Here is a 22599-nt window from a genome sequence, read left to right on the forward strand (position 1 = left end):
GGGATTGCTATGAGGTTCGGTGTCGTAGCCCGAAGGGACAGGGCAGAGGCTTTAAAGCTGGCCTATCGCGTCTACGATTTTCTCAAAGTCAGCGGTTACGATGTCGTGGTTGATGAGGACACCTACAGGCATCTGAGGGAGTTCGATGAGTCGGACGTTCTCCCGCTCGAGGACTTCGACGTGGACTTCATAATCGTCATAGGCGGTGACGGAACCATTCTCAGGGTCGAGCACAAGACGAAGAGGGACATACCAATCCTTGGCGTCAACATGGGCACCCTCGGCTTCCTCACGGAGGTCGAGCCCCACGAGACGTTCTTCGCGATAAGCAAGCTGATTGAGGGAGAGTATCACATAGACGAGCGCATAAAGCTGAGAACTTACCTTGACGGGGAAGCCAGCGTCCCCGATGCCCTCAACGAGGTGGCAATACTCACGGGAATCCCGGGCAAGATAATTCACCTCCGCTACTATATCGACGGTGGACTCGCCGACGAGATTCGGGCGGATGGCCTCATAATCTCGACGCCCACAGGCTCAACCGGCTACGCGATGAGCGCTGGCGGACCGTTCGTTGACCCAAGACTCAGCGTTACTGTGATAGCTCCCCTCGCGCCGATAGCGCTGAGCTCGAGGCCGATGGTAGTGCCGGCTGAGAGCAGAATAGACGTTCGCAACATGGCCCTGAAGAGGGAGATAGTGCTCGCCATAGACGGTCAGTTCTACACCTACCTGCCCCCCGAAACCGAGATAACGATAAAGCTCTCGCCAAGGAAGGCGAAGTTCGTGCGCTTCACGGATGAAATCTACCCGAAATACACGCTGAGGCTAAAGAAGAGGTTTTAAAGGGGCTCGAACTCCTTGAGGAGGAGAGCTTTCTCCTGCTCGCTCAGAACGGAGTCGTCAACGAAGATTACGAGACCAGAGCCGTGCTGGAGAACGACGTGGTCCTTGAGGTTCGTTAGGAACTTGAAGACAGTTCTGAAGTCGTTGTAGAGGAGCAGATACTCCACGCAGTCGATTAGAACCGCCGAGCCTGGGTTGTCACGAACGAAGCGGAGAATGACGTCGTGAAGGACGTGAAGTGCGGTCGGATTGACGCCCTCAGAAACTTGGGTCACCCAGACGGTGGAAACGTTATCGAAACCCTCGTACATCCCGGGAGACCGAGTAACGGCCAGAACTGGAAAGTTGGCGCTCTTAAGGAGCTCTATAACATCCAAAAGCCGGTTTTTGGAGAAGACAACGTGGGCGCCAAGGGTGGATTTCTGACCAACCTTCGGAGGGGACGGGATGTAGCGGCTCTCGACGAGCCGTATGTAGTAAAGGTTAGTGTAGATTATGCCCAGAATTGAGACCAGATAGACGGCAATCTCAAAATACCACGCGGACCGCGCACAACAGAAATCATCAACTATATCAACGATTCTTCCCAGCTCCGCAAGTCCAAGGAAGATAACGGAGTACTTCACCATCGTGTTAAGCTCGGGGTCGTAGCGGTTGAGGCGCCTAAGCATGAACAGGAAGGCGTAACCTATTGCAAGGGCGAGGACGATGTCCATGACGAAAACGTAGTAAGGAACAATCAGCCCCATGTCACCTCGACCTCGTCCGTTCTGAACTTCTGCTTGACAACCGTTTCCTCTAGCGAGAACCTGATTCCAACCCTGAACATCCTCAGGCCGGTGTAGGCTATCATTGCCCCGTTGTCCCTGCAGAGGTCGTAGGGCGGAACGAAGAACTCCACGCCCCTGTCCTCGGCCATGATTTTTAGCATCTCGCGGAGGCGGTTGTTGGCCGCAACGCCGCCGACGAGGACGACCTCGTCCTTACCGGTGTGGGCAACGGCCCTCTCGGTGACCTCGACCAGAGCGGAGAAGGCCGTCTCCTGGAAGGAGTAGGCCAAATCCTCAACGCGGTATTTGCCAGTGCGGTACTTCCTCACTGCCTCTGTCAGAACCCCGGAGAAGCTCAAATCCATTCCCTTGACCGCGTAGGGGAGCTCGATGTAGGTTTTTCCTTTAAGCGCGAGCTTCTCAATCTTCGGACCGCCGGGGAAGCCGATGCCAAGTTCCCTTGCGAAGGTGTCTATCGCATTGCCTATGCCTATGTCGAGGGTCTCGCCGAAGACGCGGTAGCGACCGCCTTCTAAAGCTAAAACCTGGGTGTTCCCTCCGCTCACGTAGAGCCCGACGGGGTCCTTAACGCCGAACATCTTGGTTATCTCGACATGGGCTATGCAGTGATTCACTCCAACAATTGGCTTGCCGTACTTTATCGCCAAAGCCCTAGCGGCCGTCGCCACGACCCTCAGAGCCGGACCAAGACCGGGGCCCTGGGAGAAGGCTATAACGTCAACGTCCTCCATCGTTATTCCAGCCCTCTGAAGGGCCTTCCGGAGAAGGGGCTTGAGAAGGCGCGCGTGGTGCTCGGCGGCCTCCTTCGGGTGGATTCCGCCCTTTTCGGTTGTGAGAGTGTCGAATACGTTGGCAAGGACTTCCTTCTCAGTCACGATGCCTATGCCGAGAGTGTGTGCGGTTCCCTCTATGCCGAGCGCTATCATGACGGTCGAAAAATGAAGGGTGAGAGTATAAAAGGCTACCGGATGGTGAACATTTCAAAACAAAAAGTAGAAAAATCATCCACGAAGCGCCAGCCACCTTAACGCTCTTGCGGCGCGCTCCGGTGTGGGGAAGTTCTTGATTCCAACCGTCTCGAGGAGCCTTACTCCGTCGCGAACAAGCTCGCCGGCCATGAAGTTCACGATAACCGGCTTGTTGCAGTCTGCCTCGATTACCGCCTTCGCTATCTCCTCGCTCGGAATGAAAATCGGCGGGACGCAGATTACCAAGAGGGCATCAACGTTCTCGTCCTTACAAACGACCTCAATCGTCCTCTTATAGCGCTCGTAGTCTGCGTCCGCTATTAAGTCAATCGGGTTTCTGGTGGAGCACTGGGGCGGAAGGAAGGAGCGGAGCTTCTTGAGGGTCTCATCGCTCAGCTTGGCTATTTCAAGGCCCAGTTTTTCGAGCTTGTCGGTGGCCAAAACGCCCGGTCCTCCGGAGTTGGTGATTACCGCGACCCTCTTTCCAGCCTTAGGATACATCTCGAAGGCCTTCGCGGCGTCAAAGAGTTCCTCCATCTCCTCGACCTCTATCGCCCCGGCCTGTTTGAAAGCGGCGCGGTAGATTTCGTAAGAACCTGCCAAGGAGCCAGTATGACTTGCCGCCGCTTTAGCCCCGCTCTCGCTCTTTCCGGCCTTGAGAACTATAACCGGCTTCCTCTCGCTCGCGTAGCGGAGGGCCTTCAGGAAGCGCCTGCCGTCCTTAACTCCCTCGATGTAGAGCGCTATCGCCTTGGTGTTCTCGTCGTCCGCAAAATACTCAAGGAAGTCGCTCTCGTTCAGGTCGGAGGCGTTTCCGTAGGAGACGAAGGCCGAGAATCCTATTCCCTCGTCGTTGCCCATCGCCAACGCCGCACCGCCAAAGGCCCCGCTCTGGCTGATTAAGGCCAGTCCGCCGGCTTTAACTCTAACCTCGAAGGAACCGAAGAACTTCCCGTAGACGCCGAAGATTCCGGCACAGTTGGGGCCTATAACGCGAACGCCGTGCTTCTTGGCTTTCTCAAGGAGCTCGCGCTCAAGCTCCTCGTTCCCGACCTCCGAGAAGCCCGCCGAGATAACGACGGCACCCCTAATGAGCGGGCCGATTTCATCGATTAGAGCTGGGACGAATTTGGCGGGAATCGCTATTATGGCGGTGTCAACGGGCTCCTCAAGCCTCTCACGGATTTGGAAGGTCCTTCCGGCGACTTCAACGGCCCCGCCCTTCGGGTTGATAGGAATGATTTCTCCCTCAAAACCACCCTCGACGATGTTCCTGAGGATTTCGTAGGCTATCGCGCCTTTCTTGAAGGAACCGAAGACGGCAACGCTCCCGGGATAGAAAAAGAAGTCAAGGCTCATCATCCGCACCTCCCGAAGGCTCTACCCCCTCGTCCGACCGGGAATTGAGTTCGGACCCGTTTTCAGAGGGTTCCTCGGGCCCCGCGGACTCTCCGGAGGAGGCAGACTCTTCCTCAGAAGCCCGGTCGGACTTGGATTCCTGAGGCTCCGATTCGCTTTCAGATGCCGTGCCACCCCTCTTACGCCTCCACAGGAAAAAGCCGGCAATCCCCGCACCAATACCCAAGAGGATGAGTGCGTAAAGCCTGTAATCTGTTCTCTCCTGCGTGAACGTCAGTATAACCGTCCCGTTGGGGCCGAGGATGTAGCTACCGTGAACCACTGTAATGTTGTCAAAGGGGCCCGGGAACTTCAGCGTCACGGTCCAAATCCTCTTGTTACCCTTGTCGGTGTAAGCAGTTGGGCCCCAGACGACGCCAACGACACGAACGCCGTTTGTAATGTATTTGGCGGAGATGCCAACGACGTGCATGTGCTTCCTGAAGTCATCGATGAGCATCTCAACGACCGGGGCGGGGGGTTTAAGTCCAACGAACGTGGCGTTGAACTGAACGTAGTGCGTTGTCGGGTCAAACGTAAGAACGACGCTCTTTTTGGTTGAGTTAACGAAGTGAACGAAGAGGTACGTCATGCTGTAAACGCTCATGGAGGGTATGTAATCCCCCTTGAACCAAGTCAGGGTGTTCTGGTTAGTTTCCCCAGGCTTTGGGGAGGCCGAGTGAAGGTAGTACCCAGAGGGCAGGAACACCGTTAGCTTGCCCCAGCGAAGGGGGTAAACATGGCCTGAGACGTTGACCGTCAGGGGTCCCGCGAGGAGGGTTGATAGGTAAGTGCCGTTCGGGAAGAAAAACGGTGTCACGAGGAAGGAAACTATCGCGGACCAGTTCTTACCAACGTAAACCGGGTCGCCACCCTGGGGCATGTAAAACTTCGGCGAGATGCCGTGGGCCTTCAGGCGCTCCTCAAACGTGCTACGGAGGGGCTTATAGACGGAGTCGTAGATGAAGTCGTGGAACTCCTTGCGGGCGAGCGTTTCGTTCTCCTTGGCGATTTCGTTGAAGTGCTCAATCAACGTTTTGTTTGAGAGCTGCAGGTAAACGTTCACGACGCCGTAGAGCTCAAACGTACCATTGACGGATGCTTGACCCGTCCGAATGTAGATGATTGTACTGAACGGACTCTGGGCCGCCTTGGTCGCACCGACACCGGGAAACCAAGACGTGAGGAGGATAAACGCCAAGAGAAAGACTGCTAACTTACGCACCATCATTGTTTCCACCCCGACGGTGTTCGGCCGGCCGATAAAAAAGCTTATTGGTTCTCAAACCTAATGAAAACCATGAGAAAGTTCAGGAAAGTCGTCGTCGGCGGGACCTTCGACAGGCTACACCTCGGCCACAAGGCCCTGCTGAGGAAGGCCTTCGAGGTCGGAAAGGTGGTTTACGTCGGCCTAACTTCGGACGAGATGATTAGGGACAAGCCCTACGCCGAGAAAATACTTCCCTACGAGCTCCGCTTAAGGGATTTGCTCAAGTTCTTTGACGTCAACGGCTACAACAACTACCGTGTCATCAAAATCCACAACGCGATAGGCTTCGCAGGAGAAATGAAGAGCCTCGAAGCCATAGTCGTCAGCGAGGAGACCTACAAGGGCGCCCTGATAGTGAATAGAGCTAGGGAGGAGCGTGGGCTTAGACCGCTCGAGATAGTCGTGATTCCAATAATAAGGAGCTCCCTCGGGCCGAAGATAAGCTCCTCACTGATAAGGGCCGGTTTGATAGACCCCTTTGGAAGACCTCTCCAGTGGAAACGAAACTCCCCGAAAGACGTTTAAGGAGAAGGGACTTAACACCAACGGTGATACCCATGGCGAAGCTGAAGGAGCCGATTATAGCGATTAACTTCAAGACCTACATAGAGGCGACCGGAAAGCGGGCGCTGGAGATAGCGAAGGCCGCGGAGAAAGTCTACAAGGAGACCGGAATAACCATAGTTGTCGCGCCCCAGCTCGCGGATTTGAGGATGATAGCGGAGAGCGTTGAGATTCCCGTCTTTGCTCAGCACATCGACCCGATTAAGCCCGGAAGCCACACCGGCCACGTCCTTCCGGAGGCGGTAAAGGAAGCCGGAGCCGTTGGAACGCTCCTCAACCACTCCGAGAACAGGATGATTCTGGCTGACCTTGAGGCGAGCATTAGACGTGCAGAGGAAGTTGGCCTTATGACGATGGTCTGCTCCAACAACCCGGCCGTTTCCGCGGCGGTGGCAGCTTTAGGCCCGGACTACGTTGCCGTCGAGCCACCGGAACTCATAGGCACGGGAATCCCCGTCAGCAAGGCCAAGCCTGAGGTCATCACTGACACCGTTGAGCTGGTCAAGAAGGTTAACCCCAATGTTAAGGTCCTCACAGGCGCAGGAATCAGCACGGGCGAGGACGTGAAGAAGGCTCTTGAGCTCGGAAGCGTCGGAGTTCTCCTCGCGAGCGGTGTTACCAAAGCCAAGGACCCGGAGAAGGCGATAAGGGACCTGGTGTCGCTGATTCTCTGAGCCTTTCTAACTTTTGCAGGGCTTAAGATTTATAAGCCCAGACTCGGCTTTTCTATCGGGCAGCCCCGTGGTGTAGCGGCCAAGCATGCGGGACTTTGGATCCCGCGACCCGGGTTCGAATCCCGGCGGGGCTACCATACCACTCGTTTTCACAATGCAATAAAAGGATGAAGGAAAAAAGGTAATTAGCGGGCTGTATACCCGCCATCAACTACCAGTTCCGCCCCCGTTATAAAGCGGGACTCATCGGATGCGAGGAACAGAACCGCATAAGCAACGTCTATAGGCTCACCCACGAAACCGATAGGATTCTGCTGGGCAAAAATCGCCCTGCACCGCTCTTCATCATCGACCCCGAACTTTTTGCATGCCTTCTTGAGCATTGGCGTCCATATACTGCCGGGATGAACTGAGTTGACGCGTATTCCGTACTTCGCATAGAGCAGGGCATCAGTCTTGGTCATCAATCGTATGGCTCCCTTTGAGGCGTGGTACGGCGGAATCCCCGGAGAACCAACGATGCCGTAGATGGATGAGATGTTAACGATACTACCCCCACCGTTTTTAATCATGTACGGAACGGCGTGTTTCGTGCAGAAGAACGTTCCCTTAACGTTAATGTTCATTACGTAATCCCATTCCTCCTCGGTCAGCTCGTGAGTGGGCTTGTCGGGACCGGGAACACCTGCATTGTTAACGAGGATGTCAAGCTTGCCGAACTCGTCCACAACTTCCCTGAAAACCCTCTCAACCTCAGCCTCGTTGCTCACGTCAAGCTTCCAGAACTTGGCCGTGCCTCCCTCCGCGAGTATATCTTCGACAACTTTCCTGCCCTTCTCCTCGCTTCTTCCGGTTACGGCCACTTTGGCACCTTCCTTGGCGAGTAGCTTTGCTATAGCCGCTCCAATACCGGACGTCGAGCCCGTAACTATTGCGACTTTGCCTTCAACCCGCCCCATACACAACACCACCTGCAGACAATATACACAATCCTCAGCCGGGAGGTATATAAAGATTACACAAGAAAAATATGAAGTTTAAATCAAGTAAGTTGAGGTTTCAAAACGCAAACTCCTCGACGCGGAACTGCTCGACAACCCTCTCGAAGTCGCTCTCCGGCGCGTAAACAAATCCGCAACGGGTGCACTTCAAAACCCCGTTCTCCTCCGCGAGCGGAGAGAAGCAGACCGGACAGCGGTACTCCTCCCGCTTCAAAGAGTCATAAACCTCGTCCCTCATAACGAGCAGGTTGAGCTCGCTCTCCCAGTCCTCGTGGAGCATTCCCCAGTAGGGGGTCTCGACGGGGTAGAAGTCCTCGAGGATTAGTGCCCTAATCCCTATCCCCCTCACGCCCGGCGGAAGCCTCTCGGCCGGCTCAATGGAAACGACGAACTGGTCGTAGAACTCGATGTCTTCGGCCCTAACGGTTAAACCCCTCGACAGCCTTGAACGGAGAGGAATCACCTGGAGGAACAGGCTTTCCCGCTCGACGTCCCAGCTCGCGCTTATTGAAACGCTTCCCTTAACGAAGAACTGGGTTATCGAGCGCTCGTCCCGCTCCTCTCCAGCGAAAGAAAAGCCCAGCTTCCTCATAGCCCTTCCAAGGAAGTTCGGCCGGGGGAGCTTTTGGTAGTTAATCAGATACTCCCCTACCCAGCCGGCCAGGGGCATGGAGTAGCCGACGAAGGCCTGCCTCTCGACGCGCAGGTAGGCAACGCTGGGGAGGAGCTTGAACTGGTCGAGCATCGGAAGAAATAGGGGGAGGAACTATAAATAGCTAACCGTTGAGGTCAACCTCCGAAGAACTCGTCGAGGCTTATGCGTTTTCTCTTGGCCTTCGCCTTCTCCCTCTTGACTTCCTTCTTGAGGTCTTTCGACTTTTCGGCCTTAGATTTCTTCTCCCCCTTGGCCTCGCTCTCTGCCTTCGCTTTCTTCGCCTTCCCGTTCTTCCCGTTGAAGCCATCGAGGTAGCCGTTCTTTCCGTTCGAAGAGCCGGTGCGCTCCTTAATCATCTTCTCGCAGACGTCTGCTGAGAAGCCGAGTAAGGTCCTCTGCTTTTCGGGCAAAACCGTCTCGAAGAGCGTCTTTATGTCCTTCTCGGTCAGGCAAATCCTCTGCCTCGTGTAGTCCTTGACTTTATAGCGGGTAACCAGCATCTTCGCCGTCGGCAGGTACTTCTCGACCGCGCCCTTGCTCACCGTCAGGACGATTTTTCCACCGCACTTCGGACAGCGCCCGATGAGAGGAGGCCTCCGATATTTCGTGTTGCACTTCACACAGCGGAACTCCTGCCTCGTGAAGCTCCTCAGGTTGCCCCTCAAATCGGGAATCAGGTGGGAGTTGAGTATGGTTTCCGCAACGTGGTGCTCGTCAACAGCCCTTATGCGCTCCGCTAAAGCGAGCTGTCTCTCGACCTTCTCGACCATATCGCCGAGCTGTTTGTACAGGCTCATCTTCGGGCCGAGGCCTATGTCGTCGGTGTCGTGGGTGAACTTTATGCCCTCGTACATCTCAGGTTTTCCAAGTCTATCTTCAACGCGCTCGATGAACTTGATTTCCTTCGGCGATTTGAGCTCGTAGGTGGCCTCATAGAACTCAAGGGGATAATAGCGGACGACGTCCATGTTGTGGACCTCGCTGTCCACCTCACGCGGGTCGAGCCTCGTCGTGACGACCAGCGGTGCGTCCATCTTTCCACCGCGCTTCTCTGGGAGATAGTACTTGCTGAAGTTAAGGAGCGCGTCGAGGAGGAGCATAACAGCGTCCTCGTCGCCGTCGCAGTTCCTCCTCTTCGCCGCATGATAGTACGGGTGCGCGTAGCCGACCAAAACGTCGGAGAAGCCGATTATCCTGCCGATGATTCCGGCAGAGGTGTGTGGGGCAAGACCTATGACGAGGTGGCCAATCAAATCCTCCATCTTCTCGGCGTTGTAGAACCTCGGCAGGCCGTAGAACTTCTCGAGCAGGTCGTCAACGAAGCGCGCGACCTTGAGGAGGTATTTCCCGGCCTCGTAGGAGAGAATTATGTCCTGAACCTTCAGCTCGACTATCTGATCGTCCCGCTCAAGGGGCTTGCCCTCGAAGTCGTGCGTATAGCCGAGTTCGCGAAGCTTTTCAACGCTGACCCCTATCTCCTTCGGCTTGAAGTGGGTTATTGGAGCATCTGTCGCGTCGAAGCGGATTGTACCGTCCTTGAAAACGTAGACGTCGTTCTTAACCCTCAGAAGGCCCTTTTCGAGGGGCTCGGCCATTTTGTAGCCGGAAGTCATACCCTTGACGCCCTTGAGCCTGTCGATGCCGTAGACCTTGACGTTGTCCATGGCCCGCCTCAGCAGTTCGGAGGGCTTTATCTCCCGCTGGGCATAGGGCTTCAGCTCGACGTCACAGCGCGGACAGCGGAAGCCGAACTCCTTCGCCTCGCTCTCTGGATAATCAACGTTGCACTTGGGGCAGTGCCAGAGGAGTTCCTTCCTCGTCCCGCAGACCGGGCAGAGGTGCTCCGGACCCGTATGACCACACTTTGGACACTTAAAGAAGGCTATCTCGACCTTAGCTGTTTTTCCTTCCTCCGCGGCCTTCTTAATGTCCCTGCTCTGCCCTCCGGCGAGGCCAATGGGGAACAGCACCTGGACAGGGGGTTTCATCTTCCTCTCCTTAGCCTTCTCGGGCCTGCCCATTCTGGCCCCTATCCAGCTTATTCCCCTGTCACGAAGCTTTATCGGGTTGTTCTCGTTGATGATGTCGATGACCGTGAAGAAGGGTTTGGCTTTGAACTCCCACTCAAGGTTGCCGAGGGGCGTGAGCAGGGCTGAACTCCACGGGTAGTCAACGACGATGACCTTCCTCCTGTCCTCGGTCCTCTCGAGCCTGTGGGGCAGGCCGAGGAGCTCAAGGTAGCGCTTGATTCTCGGGTCGTTTTCAAGGATTACCTTTCTCGCGAACTTCAGCTTCCTGAACTCGTCCCACTCGATTTGGGCGTTCAGCAAAGCCTTCTGGAGTTCCTCCACTTCCTCCGGCTTCAGAGTGTTCCAGTAGAGGGTGTAATAGGGGTGGAAGGGGATGTCAAGAACCTTTGAAAGGTGTATCGCCAGCTCGACGCTCGGCTTGACCCTGAGTGGGTCCCTCAAAAGGCGCTCAAGGAAATCGGGGTCTATTTCAAGGTATTCGGCAACTTCCTCAACGGCCTCGCGCGGGTTGTCGGAGAACGGCTTGAGCTCGACCTCGTAGAGCTCCTCGATTGCCTTAACGAGTTCCTGAACCCACCATTCCTCGGCGTAGTTGGCAGGTAGAAGCGTCTGGTTGTTCTCAACGAAGTCTCCAAAGTTGATGAGCGCGTCGCCAACGTAGAGAATCTCATCGAGGTCGTTTCTGACCTTTAGAGCCGTCTCGTAGTCGTCAACCCGTATAACACTTCCGTCCTTGAGCTTGACTATCGGCCCCTCAACGGTGGTCGCGGGGGTAACGATACAGCCCTTTCCGGGCCTCTCGGTTTTCATTTGAGTCCCTATCGCTATGAACTCGTCGAGGATTAGCATGGTGGCAGGGTTAACGCTCCACGTCGCGAAGCCACTGACGCGGGAACGGCCGTAGCGCAGGCGGAAGCCACCGTTGGTCGAGGGCTCGGCGAAGAGGGGCCTGCCACCGATTATCTCCTTCGTGTACTTCTTGTTCGGGGCGATGTTGGCCCTAAACTTCTCGTAGAGCTCGTAGTAGAAGCCCTTCTCGACCTTCTCGGTGACTTCCTCTTTAGTTGAATCCTCAGCCTTGGATTCATCCGCCTTGAGTTCCCCGGAGCTCTTGCCCTTCTCCTTGGCCTCGACGAACTCCTTTATCCAGTCCCAACCTTCCACGCCCATCTTGTCTATGTACTTGACGAGCTTCTTGGCCTTCTGGAGGACACCTTCAGCGAGAACCAGAATCGCTCCACCGCGCAGGTGGTTGGTCTCGACGCCGGGAACGTTCCTGTGGGAGACCTCGACTTTATCTGTCTCTTCACCTGTTATCTCGATAGGAATGTTCCTCATCGCGAGCCTGACCTCATCGGCTTCCGGATGGTACTGCAGTCTCGTAACGGCCCTGTGGTAGAGGTCTATCTCCTCGACCATCCTCTCAATGTGCTCCTCGCTCGGCTTGAAGCGGTCGAGGCCAAGCTTTTTCCTCACGTAGTCTCCGACGAGGACGCTCAGGGCCTGCGCCGTTCCGCCGGAGCTCCTTATTGGACCGGCGTAGTAGAGGGCCAGGTATTCGGAATTGTCGGCCCAGGTGTTGCGCTTGATTTTGACGTCAGCGATTCCCTCAAGCGGGGCGGAAACGATACCCTCCGTGAGTATCGCGAGGGCGGTTCTGACGGCCTGCTCCGCGTACTTCTCCTTGCTCCCAAGGTCGCCGAACTTGCCCTCGATGATTTCATCAACGATTTTCAGAGCCGCCAGTTCCTTTCCGTATTCCTTGACGAGAACCCTAATCCTCTCGGCGACGCCCGGCGGACCCACAAGGCTCTCAACACGGCCGGCCATGTCGGTTGCCTGGGGAACCTCAACGTCGAGGCTGGGGTCCTTCCCCTGAGAGCGGGCTTTCCTCGCTATCTCGTAGGCCCTGTCTATTTCGCTCTGGAGTGATTCGAAGTAAGCCTTCATCTCAGGTGAGTAGAGTTCAGGCATGAGTAACCACCCCTACTTTAAGAAGAGACTCACAAGTAGTAGATTCAACAATGAGACCCCACAAAAGGTAAAAATTCAGGAGTGGCGTATAGGTCAATATTAAGGGACACCGCCTAGCCTGGCGGTATCCCCATTTCATTTTTGAACACATCAGTATAAAAAGATTTCGAGCCATTGTATCAACCCCCGTATTTGGAGATAAGTTCAGATATTGTTAGATGGGTTACTGGGAATCCCAAGGCGATGAGGTATTCTCCAATTCCATGGCCGTAGGGACCAAGAGAAACGAGAATTCCCCCATTTCTGCGGAGCTCATCAACATCGCCACCCGCACCACTCTGGAGGGAAAGAAACTTAATCGAACCCCCAACTTCAGAGGCATGTCTCAAAATGTACTCAAATGCCGGAGATTTTTCAATTAAACGCTGTTCGTTCTTCGGAAGCAAACCTTCCCTGATAACGTAAATCATGGGAAGGGGATACCATGATTGAGGAAGAACATCGTTTTCAGTTGAAACAGGCACGATTTTAGATAGGCTTCTGCTACCAACATGATACACCTTTAACAGATCTGGAGCGAACCCTATCGAGGGCAAATTCTTGAGAAGAGAAGGCACATCAAGTCTCCACTTTGAGAGCAGCATGCTCTCCTTGATGTACCTGAGGACGAGGTCTGCAGTGGATATCAAAGGATTGACCTTGTCACCGTTGGGGATAACCACTAATTTCCTTGAATCCCTGCAGAGCTTCTCCCATGCGAGTGTTCTTGGTGAAGGGTTGAAGTTATCAATATAAACGACTGGATGAGACCGACCCAAACGAGATAGAACGACCCAAGCAGGAATGTAAGAGAAGTACGAGCCAAGTTTCTTCTTAATGAAATTCATAACACCAACCTGCGACCCATCTGGCATGCTAATTTTTTTAACGCCAAAAGAAGCAAAGATGAAGTTGGTTATAACACCTCCGGGGACAACAACCTTTTCAACGAACTCCTTCATACGCAGGAAGTACTCTGTCGGGTCATTGTCCCTACCAATGAGAAACCCTCTAACATCCGAAGACGAAAAAATCCACCGGGGAGTCTTTAAGTTCAGATCCTCCTTGAAATCTTCAAAAAACTCACGATAAAGGTTCAAAAAAGAGTCATAACTGGACCTCCTGATCGTTACGGCAACCCCGATTCTTGCGATGAAAGTTCCGCGCCGCCCAACGAACTTTATGTCTCCTTCATCAGAACCAATCAGCAAACCCATAATCAAACCCCCTCGCAGAACTGCTCAAAGCTCACGACGGCCCTCAGACGGGCCGTTTCAACGTCTATTATCGGCACACGCGCAGGAGTGGGGACTATGTTGACCATCTTCTGGAACTCGGTCTGGGCCTGCCAGGTTCCGCTGTTGATGACGAAAACGCCGTTGTAAACCCTGTGCTCCATAACGTGGACGTGGCCGGCCTGGAAGAGGTCCGGAACGCTCTCGATGACGAGTGTATCCTCGGGGTCGGGAGCTATGGGAACCTTGTTACCGAAGGTCGGCGCAAGGTGGCGGAGCTTGAGCAAATCAACCATCGCCTCGGCGGGCTTGTGGTGCGTTCTCCCGGGGATGAAGTCAACGACGTCCTCTATGCCCCTTCCGTGGGCGATGAGGAACTCCCTGCCGTGGAGGTTTATCACAGCGGGGTTGCTTATTATCACGGCGTTTTTGAGCTTGTATATCGGCTTGGCGTACTCCTCGTAGAAGCCGGGCTGTGGCAGAGCGGTCCTCGCGGCGTCGTGGTTGCCCGGGCCGATGAACATGGTTATATGGTCGGGAACGTTGCGGAGGAGATTGGCCAATGCCTCGTACTGGTCGAAGATGTCGGGAATGGCCAGCTCGTTGTACTGGCCGGGGTAGATGCCGACGCCGTCAACGACGTCACCGCCGATTATCATGTACTTAATCCTGCTCACGAGTTCTTCCTCGGCCCTGCTGTTGACCTCGCCGTTGAGCCACTCAAGGAACTTCTCGAAGGCCTTCTCGCAGAACTTGTTCGAACCGACGTGGATGTCACTCAGCAGAATCGCGTAGACCTTCTCTTCCAGTGGAGGCTTCTCGCGCCTGAACTTCGGCACATCCGGGAGGAAGACGCGGTTGGCGAAGAAGATTCCCCTGCCCGGCTGACCGCGGAAGGCAACAACAGAATCGGGCATTATCGCGTTGTAGGCCTGTGAAGCGTTCTCCTTGTCCCTGCCGAGGAAGACCTTAACCCGTCCGGTTGCATCTTCCACCTCGAACATGTAGCCCTTCGCCGTTTCGCGCTTGTCGTTGACGAGGCCGATTATCGTGACCTCGTCGTCCCGGACGTAGCTCAGCTTCGCGATGTCTATGACCGTCCCGATTTCGGGGTTCTCGCGGAAGATTCTGCGCATCTTCCTGAGCCTCGACTTGAAGTAGCTCGAGTAGGCCTGGATTATTATTTCGCCCTCTTTGCTCGCGGCGTTCTTGACCTTCGGGGCCTCAAACTTCACGTTCTTGACGTCGAAGGCGAGCTCCCAGTCGTCGGGAATCTCCTTCGCGCGGTAGTGGAAGCCCTCCCTAGGCTTTATCACGACGTCTTTGTAGGTGGAGTAGCTCTTCTCACCCTCGACGTCTTCTCCGACGTACGCTATGGGAATCCCGTAATCACCGTAGACGATTTTTGGCTTCACCCCGTTTCCGTTCTCGCCGTTCTCATAGTACTCCTCACTATCGGCGTAGTTTCCATAGCCGTTGCCGTTTCCATTGGATTCCAGTGGAAGTGAGTCCTCGACGACCTCTGTTAGTGACTCATCTGGAGAGCCGATGACACTATCTTCGGGTTCCGCGGATTCAAGCGTTCCAGTGGAAACAAAACTCTCATCCTCTGAAATCTCGCTGGAAATTGGTTCTTCAACAGGATTAGAGGTAGGAGATTGCCTCAATTCAGGGGTAGTTCCAGTGGAAATTGAAGTCTCGCCAACAATTTCAGCGGGTTCAAAGCTCTCTCCCTCAGAAGAAGCCGTAGAAACTTCGCTTTCCACAACATCTCCAGTGGAAATAGAACCCGATGCTTCCGCGGATTCAAAGTCTTCAGAAGAAGGAATTTCTTCGGGCCGAGAGGCGGTAACAGTTTCGGGAACGGGAATTTCATCAGATTCAGCAAAGTCCTCATGTATTTCCTCCTGAGAAGCCTCAAGAGGCTCTTCCTCAGAGACCTCAAGGGGGGTCTGCTCAGTGAGCTCTCCAGTGGAAAAGAGACCCTTCTCGGTGAGAAAGGCCTCGGCTATGGAGGAGTCTATGACGAAGGTCCCCCGAGCTTTGGCGAACTTTATCAGCTCCGCCAGAGTGAAGTCCCTCTTGTAGTGGGGTTCGAGGAGGTAGTAGGCAGATGGAGTTATTAAATATTTATTCTTGATTAAATCCTCAATCAGCATCAGAACAACCTCCTCTGCTTGGAGAGGGTGAGCGTGAGCAGGCTTCTAACCTGCTCGTCGTGGCGGTAGATGTTCTTAACCATGTAGGGTGTGACGTTTAGCCTTATCTCCTTGGTTCTGCCGTAGCGCCCCTTGCTCACGACCTTGGCGTTGATTATGCCGAGCATATCGAGCTCGTTGATTAGGTCGCTCACGCGCCTCTGAGTGAGGGGCTCGACGTCGAGGTGGTCGCAGAGGGACTTGTAGACGGAGTAAACGTCGCCGGTGTTGGCTGGCAACTCACCGTTCTCGTCGAGCATGACTATCGCGTAGAGGAGGACCTTCGAGTGGAGCGGGAGGGTCTTTATGACTTCCTCCATCGTGTCCTGCTCAATCTTCTCCTGCGCCTTCCAGACGTGCCTTTCGGTTACTTTGCTCGCCCCCTCGCGCTCCGCTATTTCACCGGCGACGCGGAGCAAATCCAGAGCCCTCCTCGCGTCGCCGTGCTCGCGAGCGGCCAGGGCAGCACAGAGTGGCACTACCGCATCGTCGAGAACGCCCTCGTAGAAGGCCTCCTTTGCGCGCTGCATGAGAATGTCCCGGAGCTGGTTGGCATCGTAGGGCGGGAAAACGACTTCCTCCTCGCTCAAACTTGAAAGAACGCGGGCATCGAGATACTCTTTGAACTTGAGGTCGTTTGAGATGCCGATTATGCTGACCTTCGCTTTTGAGAGTTCTGTGTTTATCCTCGTGAGGGAGTAGAGTATGTCGTCTCCGCTCTTCTTGATGAGCTTGTCTATCTCGTCCAGAACGATGATTACAAAGCGCTCCTTCGCGTCTATAACCTCTTTCAGCTTGGCGTAGACCTCATCGGTCGGCCAGCCGACGAGGGGAACCTCCACACCACTTTCAGCCTTGAAGTGGTTGACTATCCTCGCGAGAACACGGTAGTGGGTGTCGACTATCTCGCAGTTGATGTAGATGACCTCGACGGGAATGTTGTACTTCTCGGATATCTTCTTTAGTTCTTCGGTTACGAATTTCACCGTCACAGTTTTACCGGTTCCGGTCTTGCCGTAGACGAAGACGTTCGAGGGCGTTTCACCCCTTAAAACCGGAACGAGGATATGAGCCAGCTCGTCAATCTGCTCGTGCCTGTGAGGGAGTTCCTTTGGCGTGTAGCTGTGCCTCAGGACTTCCTTGTTCTTGAAAATCTTCTTGGCGTGGAGGTACTTCTCGAATATCGACGTCAGGTAGTCGCCCCTGTCTCCCATGGCTCCCATCTCCACCGGAAATCATACTCTAACGCCGTATTACCGTCGTAATCAGACGCATAAAGAGGAACATTTCGTCAATATATCCAATACTATCTGTATTTAATCCAACATGTTCCCAGAGATTTCGTATATTATATCAGATCTCCACCGGAAGCACCGGATACAGTGGAAAGCATAGCAAGTGTGGAGTCCGGGTTTATATGCCTTGTTGAACAGGTTGATGTAAAAGGAGATACTGAAAAAGGAAGGAGTTGCCCTCAAAGGTAGCCCCTATCCTGCTCTTCGGGAAGAACCCCGGCGAGAAGAGCTAAAGCCTCGTTCCTGGGCATCCCCACACGGGAAACCAGAAAGTCAAGAAGCTCTTCCCTGCTCGCACCCTTGCGAAGTCTCTCGTAGACCATCGCAAGCACGCGCTCCTTTAGCAGGGCTTCAAACTCCTCCTCGAGGTTGAGCGCCGAAACGGCTGAGAGCAGACCAACAAGAAGGGCCGAGAGGGCGTCGTTGAACTCCGCCTTGCCGAGGTCTGACGTGTCTAAGTCAACAGCCAGGTAAACGTCGTCGTTCATGCCCATGAGGATGAACTTCATAAGATTAACATCCGCGTTCAGCTTGAGGAGTGCGTGGTAGACCTTGAGCTTTTCGTCATTGGTCATGGAAAACGTTTCAAGACCCATAGGGGCCAGCAGTCGTATGAAGCCTTCTCCGAACGAGAGAAGCAGTGTGAAGGGCATCTTGGGGTGCTCCGCGACGTAGAGGTTCGGTTCAAGTTGCTTAACTTCCCAGGGCAGGTCGACGATGTCGTTGGCATCGTCCTTGCCCGAGCGCAACCAGTCGAGAACAATATCCCTAATCTCCACAGGAACCACCAACTGAAATACGGCGTTGATGAATTAATGGTTTGCCCTTCCAGAGGAAACGAGGAAACCAAATGCACAGAGATGTGCACGAAATTTTGCATTTGGAAACCCGAAACAAATTAAGATTGGTTATTTCCACTGAAAGAAAAATGAACATGTATGGCCATCAAAAGATGAACACCAGGGAACAGTTTAGTTCATTTTAGTTAAACAATAACGATTGCAAAATTAGAAAAGTTAAACAGTTTGTATCCCCCCCAGAGTTTTGTTTCCAGTGGAGCGGGCTTTTGAAGCTTCCCACAGGAGATCGATTTAAAGTTGATAAAAAGCTCCCATTCTTTTTGTGGGTGTCAGTTTTTATACCTTTCTATGAACAACCAACTAAATTAACGTGGATAATGCATAAGGATTTTGAACGATATAATAAAATTCTACACAATTCATTGAATGATTCAACAGCTACGTACTTAAACAATCTCCCTAAATCTCTGTTACCTTTAACTACCCTGCTAAAACCGTCCGTTTTCCGAAAGCTGGTTCCAGTGGAAATGAAACTCTGGGGGGTCTTTTCGATGGCCATCGAAAAAGACCTTTGTTTCCACTGGAAAAACTGTGCTTCGTGGTATCTTGAGGACCATTGTTGAATTGTTTTGATTATGGGGCACATTTTTAAGGTTCGAGTGGAAACAAAGCCCATGCTACCCGTAACCGTCGTGAGGCGACTGCTCCGCGTGAGGGTCAAGGTGAGCAGAAACCGCTTAATCCAGATAGCCCTCGCGGTTCTTCTATTGGCAATAGCGTTTGCGACCGCGTTTGCTTACTTTGAGGGCGTTGACTTCTTCACGGCCTTCTACTGGGCAGTCATAACGATGGCGACCATCGGCTATGGCGACGTTACCCCCAAGACTGAGGCGGGGAGAATCGTTGCAATGGTTGCCTCCGTGGCCGGAATCTCGACATTCACTGCCCTAGTTTCCCTTCTGGCCGAGAACTTTATTTCCTCGTCCCTCAGGAGGATGATGGGCATGCACCGGGTTAACTACACCAACCACTACCTGGTAATCGGGCAGGGGAGTAGTGTTTCAACCTGCGTTAACGAACTTATCGGCGCAATCGAGCGCGGTGAGCTGAGGTTGGCCCCGATTGTTGTTGTCTTTCCCAGCGAGGAGGAGCGCAAGAAGGTTGAGCTTCCAGAGGAAATAGAGGTCCTCATAGGGGACCCCACCAACAGGGAGACCCTTGAGAGGGCCCGTGTTGAAAAGGCTTCCCACGTAATCTTGGCCCTCGAAGACGACTCAAAGGCAGTCTTCGTGACCCTCATGGTGAAGAGGATGTCAAATGCAAAGGTTCTAGTTGAGGTCTTGAGCGAGGACAGCGTTGAGCTCCTGAGGGAGGCCGGTGCTGATAGGGTCATCGTGAGCAGAAGCCTGGCGGGAAGACTCCTCGCGAGTTCTGTCTTCGAGCCCGAGGTGGTTGACGTTATAGACGACATAACGAGCTCGGTTAAGGGTTACGACGTCACCGTGATGGAAGGGCGGGACTTCTGGGGCAGACCGTACATAGAAGCCCTCCGCGAGCTCAAGGAGACGAAGAACCTGTTTCTCCTGGGCTACTATCTCGATGGTCCGGTTCTCAATCCCCCGCTCGACGAACCGATTCCTGAGGGTGCCCGACTGATAGTTCTGAGGGGCTTCATTTCCACTGGAAAATCCTGAGCTCATGGTCTATCTTTTGTAATTCTCTTTTTTCAGGGCTTTTCAGTAAAATCTGGGTGTTTTTAAAGTTCGTTTTTCGAAACTGGCGAAAGTCTTAAAAGATTGCCTTCCCGATTTTTCCGGGAAAAGTTATTTAACCCCCGAACTTTACCTCACTTAAGGGTATTCCCGGGTGAGTCTCATGGCGAAGAAGAAGGTTGAAGAGGTTAAAGAGCTTGAGGAGTTCGAGGAGCTTGAAATAGCCGAAAGCTCACCGTCATCGTCTTCAAAGAAGAAAAAGGAAAAGGAAATCCGAACCCTTGAGGATTTGCCTGGCGTTGGTCCAGCTACCGCTGAGAAGCTTCGTGAGGCCGGCTACGACAGTATTGAGGCCATAGCCGTTGCTTCACCGCTCGAGCTCAAGGAGATAGCCGGAATAAGCGAAGGTGCCGCACTCAAGATAATCCAGGCCGCTAGGGAAGCCGCGAACATCGGAACCTTCATGCGCGCCGACGAGTACATGGAGAAGAGAAAGACCATCGGCAAGATTTCCACTGGAAGCAAGAGCCTCGACAAGCTCCTCGGAGGTGGAATAGAGACGCAGGCCATAACCGAGGTCTTCGGTGAGTTCGGTTCCGGAAAGACCCAGCTCGCACACACCCTCGCCGTCATGGTCCAGAAACCGCCGGAGGAAGGCGGGCTCGGTGGTTCGGTGATATGGATTGACACCGAGAACACCTTTAGGCCCGAGAGGATAAGGCAGATAGCCGAGGCTCGGGGTTTGGACCCCGACGAGACGCTCAAGAACATCTACGTTGCGAGGGCCTTCAACAGCAACCACCAGATGCTTCTTGTGGAGAAGGCCGAGGAGATAATCAAGGAGAAAGCCTCAACTGACAGGCCCGTTAAGCTCCTCGTCGTGGACTCCCTCATGGCCCACTTCAGGAGCGAGTACGTCGGCAGGGGAACCCTCGCCGAGAGACAGCAGAAGCTGGCGAAGCACCTCTCCGATTTACACCGCTTGGCAGACCTCTACGACATAGCGGTCTTCGTGACGAACCAGGTGCAGGCGAAACCAGATGCCTTCTTCGGCGACCCGACGAGGCCCGTCGGCGGTCACATACTCGCTCACAGCGCGACGCTCAGAATCTACCTCAGGAAGGGCAAGGCCGGAAAGCGCGTTGCAAGGCTCATAGACAGCCCGCACCTGCCCGAGGGAGAGGCCGTCTTCAGGATTACCGAGAAGGGGGTTGAGGATTAATCTTTTTAATCCCCTCCCCAACTCTTCTCCATGCCCAAGGTTGAGCTCAGAGAGAACCCGTCTCCAGAGGAAATAAAGCTCCTCGTTGATTCGGCCGTTTCCTCCGAGGGGATGCTGACGATCTTCGCCCGCTGCCGGGTTCACTACGACGGCAGAGCAAAGAGCGAGCTCGGCCCCGGCGACAGGGTGATAATCGTCAAGCCCGACGGCTCTTTCCTCATACACCAGAAGGAGAAGCGCGAGCCGGTCAACTGGCAGCCTCCGGGGAGCGTCGTTAGGTTGGAGCTCCGTGGAAAGCCCGTTCTCATCTCGGTCAGGCGGAAGCCGAGGGAAACGCTGGAGGTCGAGCTCGACGAGGTCTACCTGATCACGGTCTTCCACGCTGAAGACTATGAGGAGCTCGCTTTGACCGGTAGCGAGGCCGAGATGGCCGAGCTGATCTTCGAGAAGCCGGAGGTTATAGAACCCGGCTTCAAGCCCCTCTACCGCGAGAAGCCGATCAAGCACGGCATCGTTGATGTCCTGGGCGTTGATAAAGACGGAAACCTCGTCGTTCTCGAGCTGAAGCGCAGGAGAGCGGATCTGCACGCGGTCAGCCAGCTCAAGCGCTACGTCGAAACCCTCCGTGAGGAGCACGAGAACGTCCGGGGTATTTTAGTTGCCCCTTCGCTCACCTCCGGCGCCAAAAAACTGCTCGAAAAAGAAGGCCTTGAGTTCAGGAAGCTCGAACCGCCGAAGAGGGGCAGAAAATCGAAGGGGAGACAGCTCAAGCTGTTTTAGCCCATGCTCATCTCGTGCGGGAACAATTCCCTGACCCTCGCCAAGAGGATTCCGTCCCTTCTCTCGACCTCTACAACCCGCCCGAGGCCGACCAGCTTCACCTTCGCCCTGCAGACGGTGATTTCTCTCTCGTCGCTCTCCTCCCAGGGGACCCTCGTTTCAAGCTCTTTGGCCTCTATCAGCTCCGCGAGAAGACCTTTGGTTCCGGTGGAGACGTCGTCGAAGGGGTCGTAGGTGAGGAACAGCCGGAGGGCCTCGTCTATCGCCTCCTCGATGGCCAAAACGTTCCTCGCGCTTCTGAGCTCTATCGTCCTGTAGGGGTTCCTCAGGAGCTCGTCCAAAACCCGTCTCGCGATTCCAGCAAGGATTACCGCCTCCATGCTACCACCTCACAGGTAGAGGCTCTCGTACTGCTTCATCTCCTTCTTCCTCGCCTGCTCCATCTGCTCGTGCATCTTCCTGAGCTGTTCCTCAATCATCTCCGCCTCCTTGATGAGCGGTTCCGTCGAGACGTCAATAGGCGTTAGCTTCTTGAGGACCTCGATGACGTTGGCAGCGGCCCTCGGGTCGGGCCTGTCTCCGAACGTCTCGCCGAGGAGCACGTAGGCGTTCAGGCCTCTCTTTCCGGCCTCCCAGAGGAGCTTTCCGCTCATTCCCATAATCGAGCCGTACTGGAGTATCTTCGCTCCGGCCTCTTCGAGCTCCCTGTTGAGCTCTTCCCTCGCGCCGACGCCCCACACTTCCATCTTCTCCTTGAAGAAGCCTATGCCGATTCCGCCGATGGAGATTACTTTCTCGGCCTTCATCTCACTGAGGTAGCTCGCGAGCTCCTTCGCTATCTCGTTCACCAGCGTTGGGGGGACGTAGACGTCGGCGATGGCCACGATTATGTTGTTCTTGCCGTAGAAGCGGAGCGGTGGGTTGGGTTTCCCTTCGAGGACTATGCTCATCGGCGGGATGAACGGGCTCTCGACGTAGCCTATCATCTCCATTCCGAGTTCTTTAGCCAGGAAGTTGCCCGCTATGTGACCCACGAGGCCTATTCCCGGGTAACCCTCGATGAATATAGGGTTCTTTACCTCCGGCAGGACGAGCTTGACTGGTTTCTCCTCCATCTCACCACCCCCGGAATATTTAGTTCCCAAAG

Annotated in this window: 19 protein-coding genes and 1 tRNA gene; 7 read left to right on the plus strand and 13 right to left on the minus strand. The window is 54.4% G+C overall.

The window, feature by feature from the left end:
• Positions 1-9 precede the first annotated feature (9 nt).
• Entirely contained in the window at positions 10-846 is an 837-nt protein-coding gene (locus CS910_RS01445; RefSeq protein WP_099209397.1) for an NAD(+) kinase, read from the plus strand.
• On the opposite strand, the gene CS910_RS01450 is transcribed toward CS910_RS01445, so the two are convergent.
• The 4 genes from CS910_RS01450 to CS910_RS01465 form a co-directional block, all read right to left on the minus strand.
• Positions 843-1595 (minus strand): DUF835 domain-containing protein, encoded by a 753-nt coding sequence (locus CS910_RS01450; RefSeq protein WP_099209398.1) that lies wholly within the window; start codon positions 1593-1595, stop codon positions 843-845. The genes CS910_RS01445 and CS910_RS01450 overlap by 4 nt on opposite strands.
• Positions 1586-2563, minus strand: coding sequence for a bifunctional N(6)-L-threonylcarbamoyladenine synthase/serine/threonine protein kinase (locus tag CS910_RS01455; protein ID WP_099209399.1), 978 nt, complete (start codon positions 2561-2563; stop codon positions 1586-1588). Before CS910_RS01455 ends, CS910_RS01450 begins: the two co-directional genes overlap by 10 nt.
• Positions 2564-2638: 75 nt before the next feature.
• Positions 2639-3964 (minus strand): acetate--CoA ligase family protein, encoded by a 1326-nt coding sequence (locus CS910_RS01460; RefSeq protein ID WP_099212347.1) that lies wholly within the window; start codon positions 3962-3964, stop codon positions 2639-2641.
• The gene (locus CS910_RS01465; RefSeq protein ID WP_145955327.1) at positions 3954-5243 is read right to left on the minus strand and encodes a hypothetical protein; all 1290 of its coding nucleotides are present in this window, start codon (positions 5241-5243) and stop codon (positions 3954-3956) included. Before CS910_RS01465 ends, CS910_RS01460 begins: the two co-directional genes overlap by 11 nt.
• Before the next feature lie 60 nt (positions 5244-5303).
• Here CS910_RS01465 and coaD point away from each other — a divergent pair, with 60 nt between their 5' ends.
• The 3 genes from coaD to CS910_RS01480 all read left to right on the plus strand — a co-directional run bounded on the left by coaD (position 5304) and on the right by CS910_RS01480 (position 6648).
• On the plus strand, positions 5304-5798 hold the full coding sequence (gene coaD, locus CS910_RS01470) for a phosphopantetheine adenylyltransferase (protein WP_099212350.1): 495 nt from the start codon (positions 5304-5306) through the stop codon (positions 5796-5798).
• 32 nt (positions 5799-5830) lie between these two features.
• The gene (gene tpiA, locus CS910_RS01475; protein ID WP_099209401.1) at positions 5831-6511 is read left to right on the plus strand and encodes a triose-phosphate isomerase; all 681 of its coding nucleotides are present in this window, start codon (positions 5831-5833) and stop codon (positions 6509-6511) included.
• A gap of 61 nt (positions 6512-6572) precedes the next feature.
• A tRNA-Gln gene (locus CS910_RS01480) sits at positions 6573-6648 on the plus strand.
• A 48-nt stretch (positions 6649-6696) separates the two neighbouring features.
• Here the strand turns inward: CS910_RS01480 and CS910_RS01485 are convergent.
• From CS910_RS01485 to CS910_RS01515, 7 genes are all read right to left on the minus strand, one after another.
• Positions 6697-7470, minus strand: coding sequence for an SDR family NAD(P)-dependent oxidoreductase (locus CS910_RS01485; protein WP_099209402.1), 774 nt, complete (start codon positions 7468-7470; stop codon positions 6697-6699).
• 100 nt (positions 7471-7570) lie between these two features.
• Positions 7571-8257, minus strand: coding sequence for a hypothetical protein (locus tag CS910_RS01490; RefSeq protein ID WP_099209403.1), 687 nt, complete (start codon positions 8255-8257; stop codon positions 7571-7573).
• Between the two features lie 44 nt (positions 8258-8301).
• A complete protein-coding gene (locus CS910_RS01495; protein ID WP_099209404.1) occupies positions 8302-12171 on the minus strand; it encodes a DNA-directed DNA polymerase II large subunit in 3870 nt (1289 codons plus the stop codon).
• 179 nt (positions 12172-12350) lie between these two features.
• Positions 12351-13427 carry a hypothetical protein gene (locus CS910_RS01500; RefSeq protein ID WP_099209405.1) on the minus strand — a complete coding sequence of 359 codons (1077 nt, stop codon included), beginning with the start codon at positions 13425-13427 and terminating at the stop codon, positions 12351-12353.
• A 2-nt stretch (positions 13428-13429) separates the two neighbouring features.
• Complete coding sequence (locus tag CS910_RS01505) at positions 13430-15604, minus strand: DNA-directed DNA polymerase II small subunit (protein WP_099209406.1); 2175 nt, start codon at positions 15602-15604, stop codon at positions 13430-13432.
• Positions 15604-16857, minus strand: a complete 1254-nt coding sequence (locus CS910_RS01510; protein ID WP_099209407.1) for an ORC1-type DNA replication protein — start codon at positions 16855-16857, stop codon at positions 15604-15606. The genes CS910_RS01505 and CS910_RS01510 overlap by 1 nt, the downstream gene beginning before the upstream one ends.
• Positions 16858-17117: 260 nt before the next feature.
• Positions 17118-17726 (minus strand): DNA-binding protein, encoded by a 609-nt coding sequence (locus tag CS910_RS01515; protein WP_223211910.1) that lies wholly within the window; start codon positions 17724-17726, stop codon positions 17118-17120.
• 686 nt (positions 17727-18412) lie between these two features.
• Here CS910_RS01515 and CS910_RS01520 point away from each other — a divergent pair.
• The 3 genes from CS910_RS01520 to nucS all read left to right on the plus strand — a co-directional run bounded on the left by CS910_RS01520 (position 18413) and on the right by nucS (position 21452).
• Positions 18413-19432 carry a potassium channel family protein gene (locus tag CS910_RS01520; RefSeq protein WP_099209408.1) on the plus strand — a complete coding sequence of 340 codons (1020 nt, stop codon included), beginning with the start codon at positions 18413-18415 and terminating at the stop codon, positions 19430-19432.
• 181 nt (positions 19433-19613) lie between these two features.
• On the plus strand, positions 19614-20672 hold the full coding sequence (radA, locus tag CS910_RS01525; protein ID WP_099209409.1) for a DNA repair and recombination protein RadA: 1059 nt from the start codon (positions 19614-19616) through the stop codon (positions 20670-20672).
• Between the two features lie 30 nt (positions 20673-20702).
• Positions 20703-21452, plus strand: coding sequence for an endonuclease NucS (gene nucS / locus CS910_RS01530; RefSeq protein ID WP_099209410.1), 750 nt, complete (start codon positions 20703-20705; stop codon positions 21450-21452).
• On the opposite strand, the gene CS910_RS01535 is transcribed toward nucS, so the two are convergent.
• Positions 21449-21832 (minus strand): DUF473 domain-containing protein, encoded by a 384-nt coding sequence (locus CS910_RS01535; protein WP_099209411.1) that lies wholly within the window; start codon positions 21830-21832, stop codon positions 21449-21451. The two genes, nucS and CS910_RS01535, sit on opposite strands and share 4 nt — an antisense overlap.
• 9 nt (positions 21833-21841) lie before the next feature.
• The gene (locus CS910_RS01540) at positions 21842-22567 is read right to left on the minus strand and encodes a proteasome assembly chaperone family protein (RefSeq protein ID WP_099209412.1); all 726 of its coding nucleotides are present in this window, start codon (positions 22565-22567) and stop codon (positions 21842-21844) included.
• Positions 22568-22599 lie beyond the last annotated feature (32 nt).

The sequence above is a fragment of the Thermococcus henrietii genome (assembly GCF_900198835.1).
In the GTDB taxonomy this organism is placed as follows: Archaea; Methanobacteriota_B; Thermococci; order Thermococcales; family Thermococcaceae; genus Thermococcus; species Thermococcus henrietii.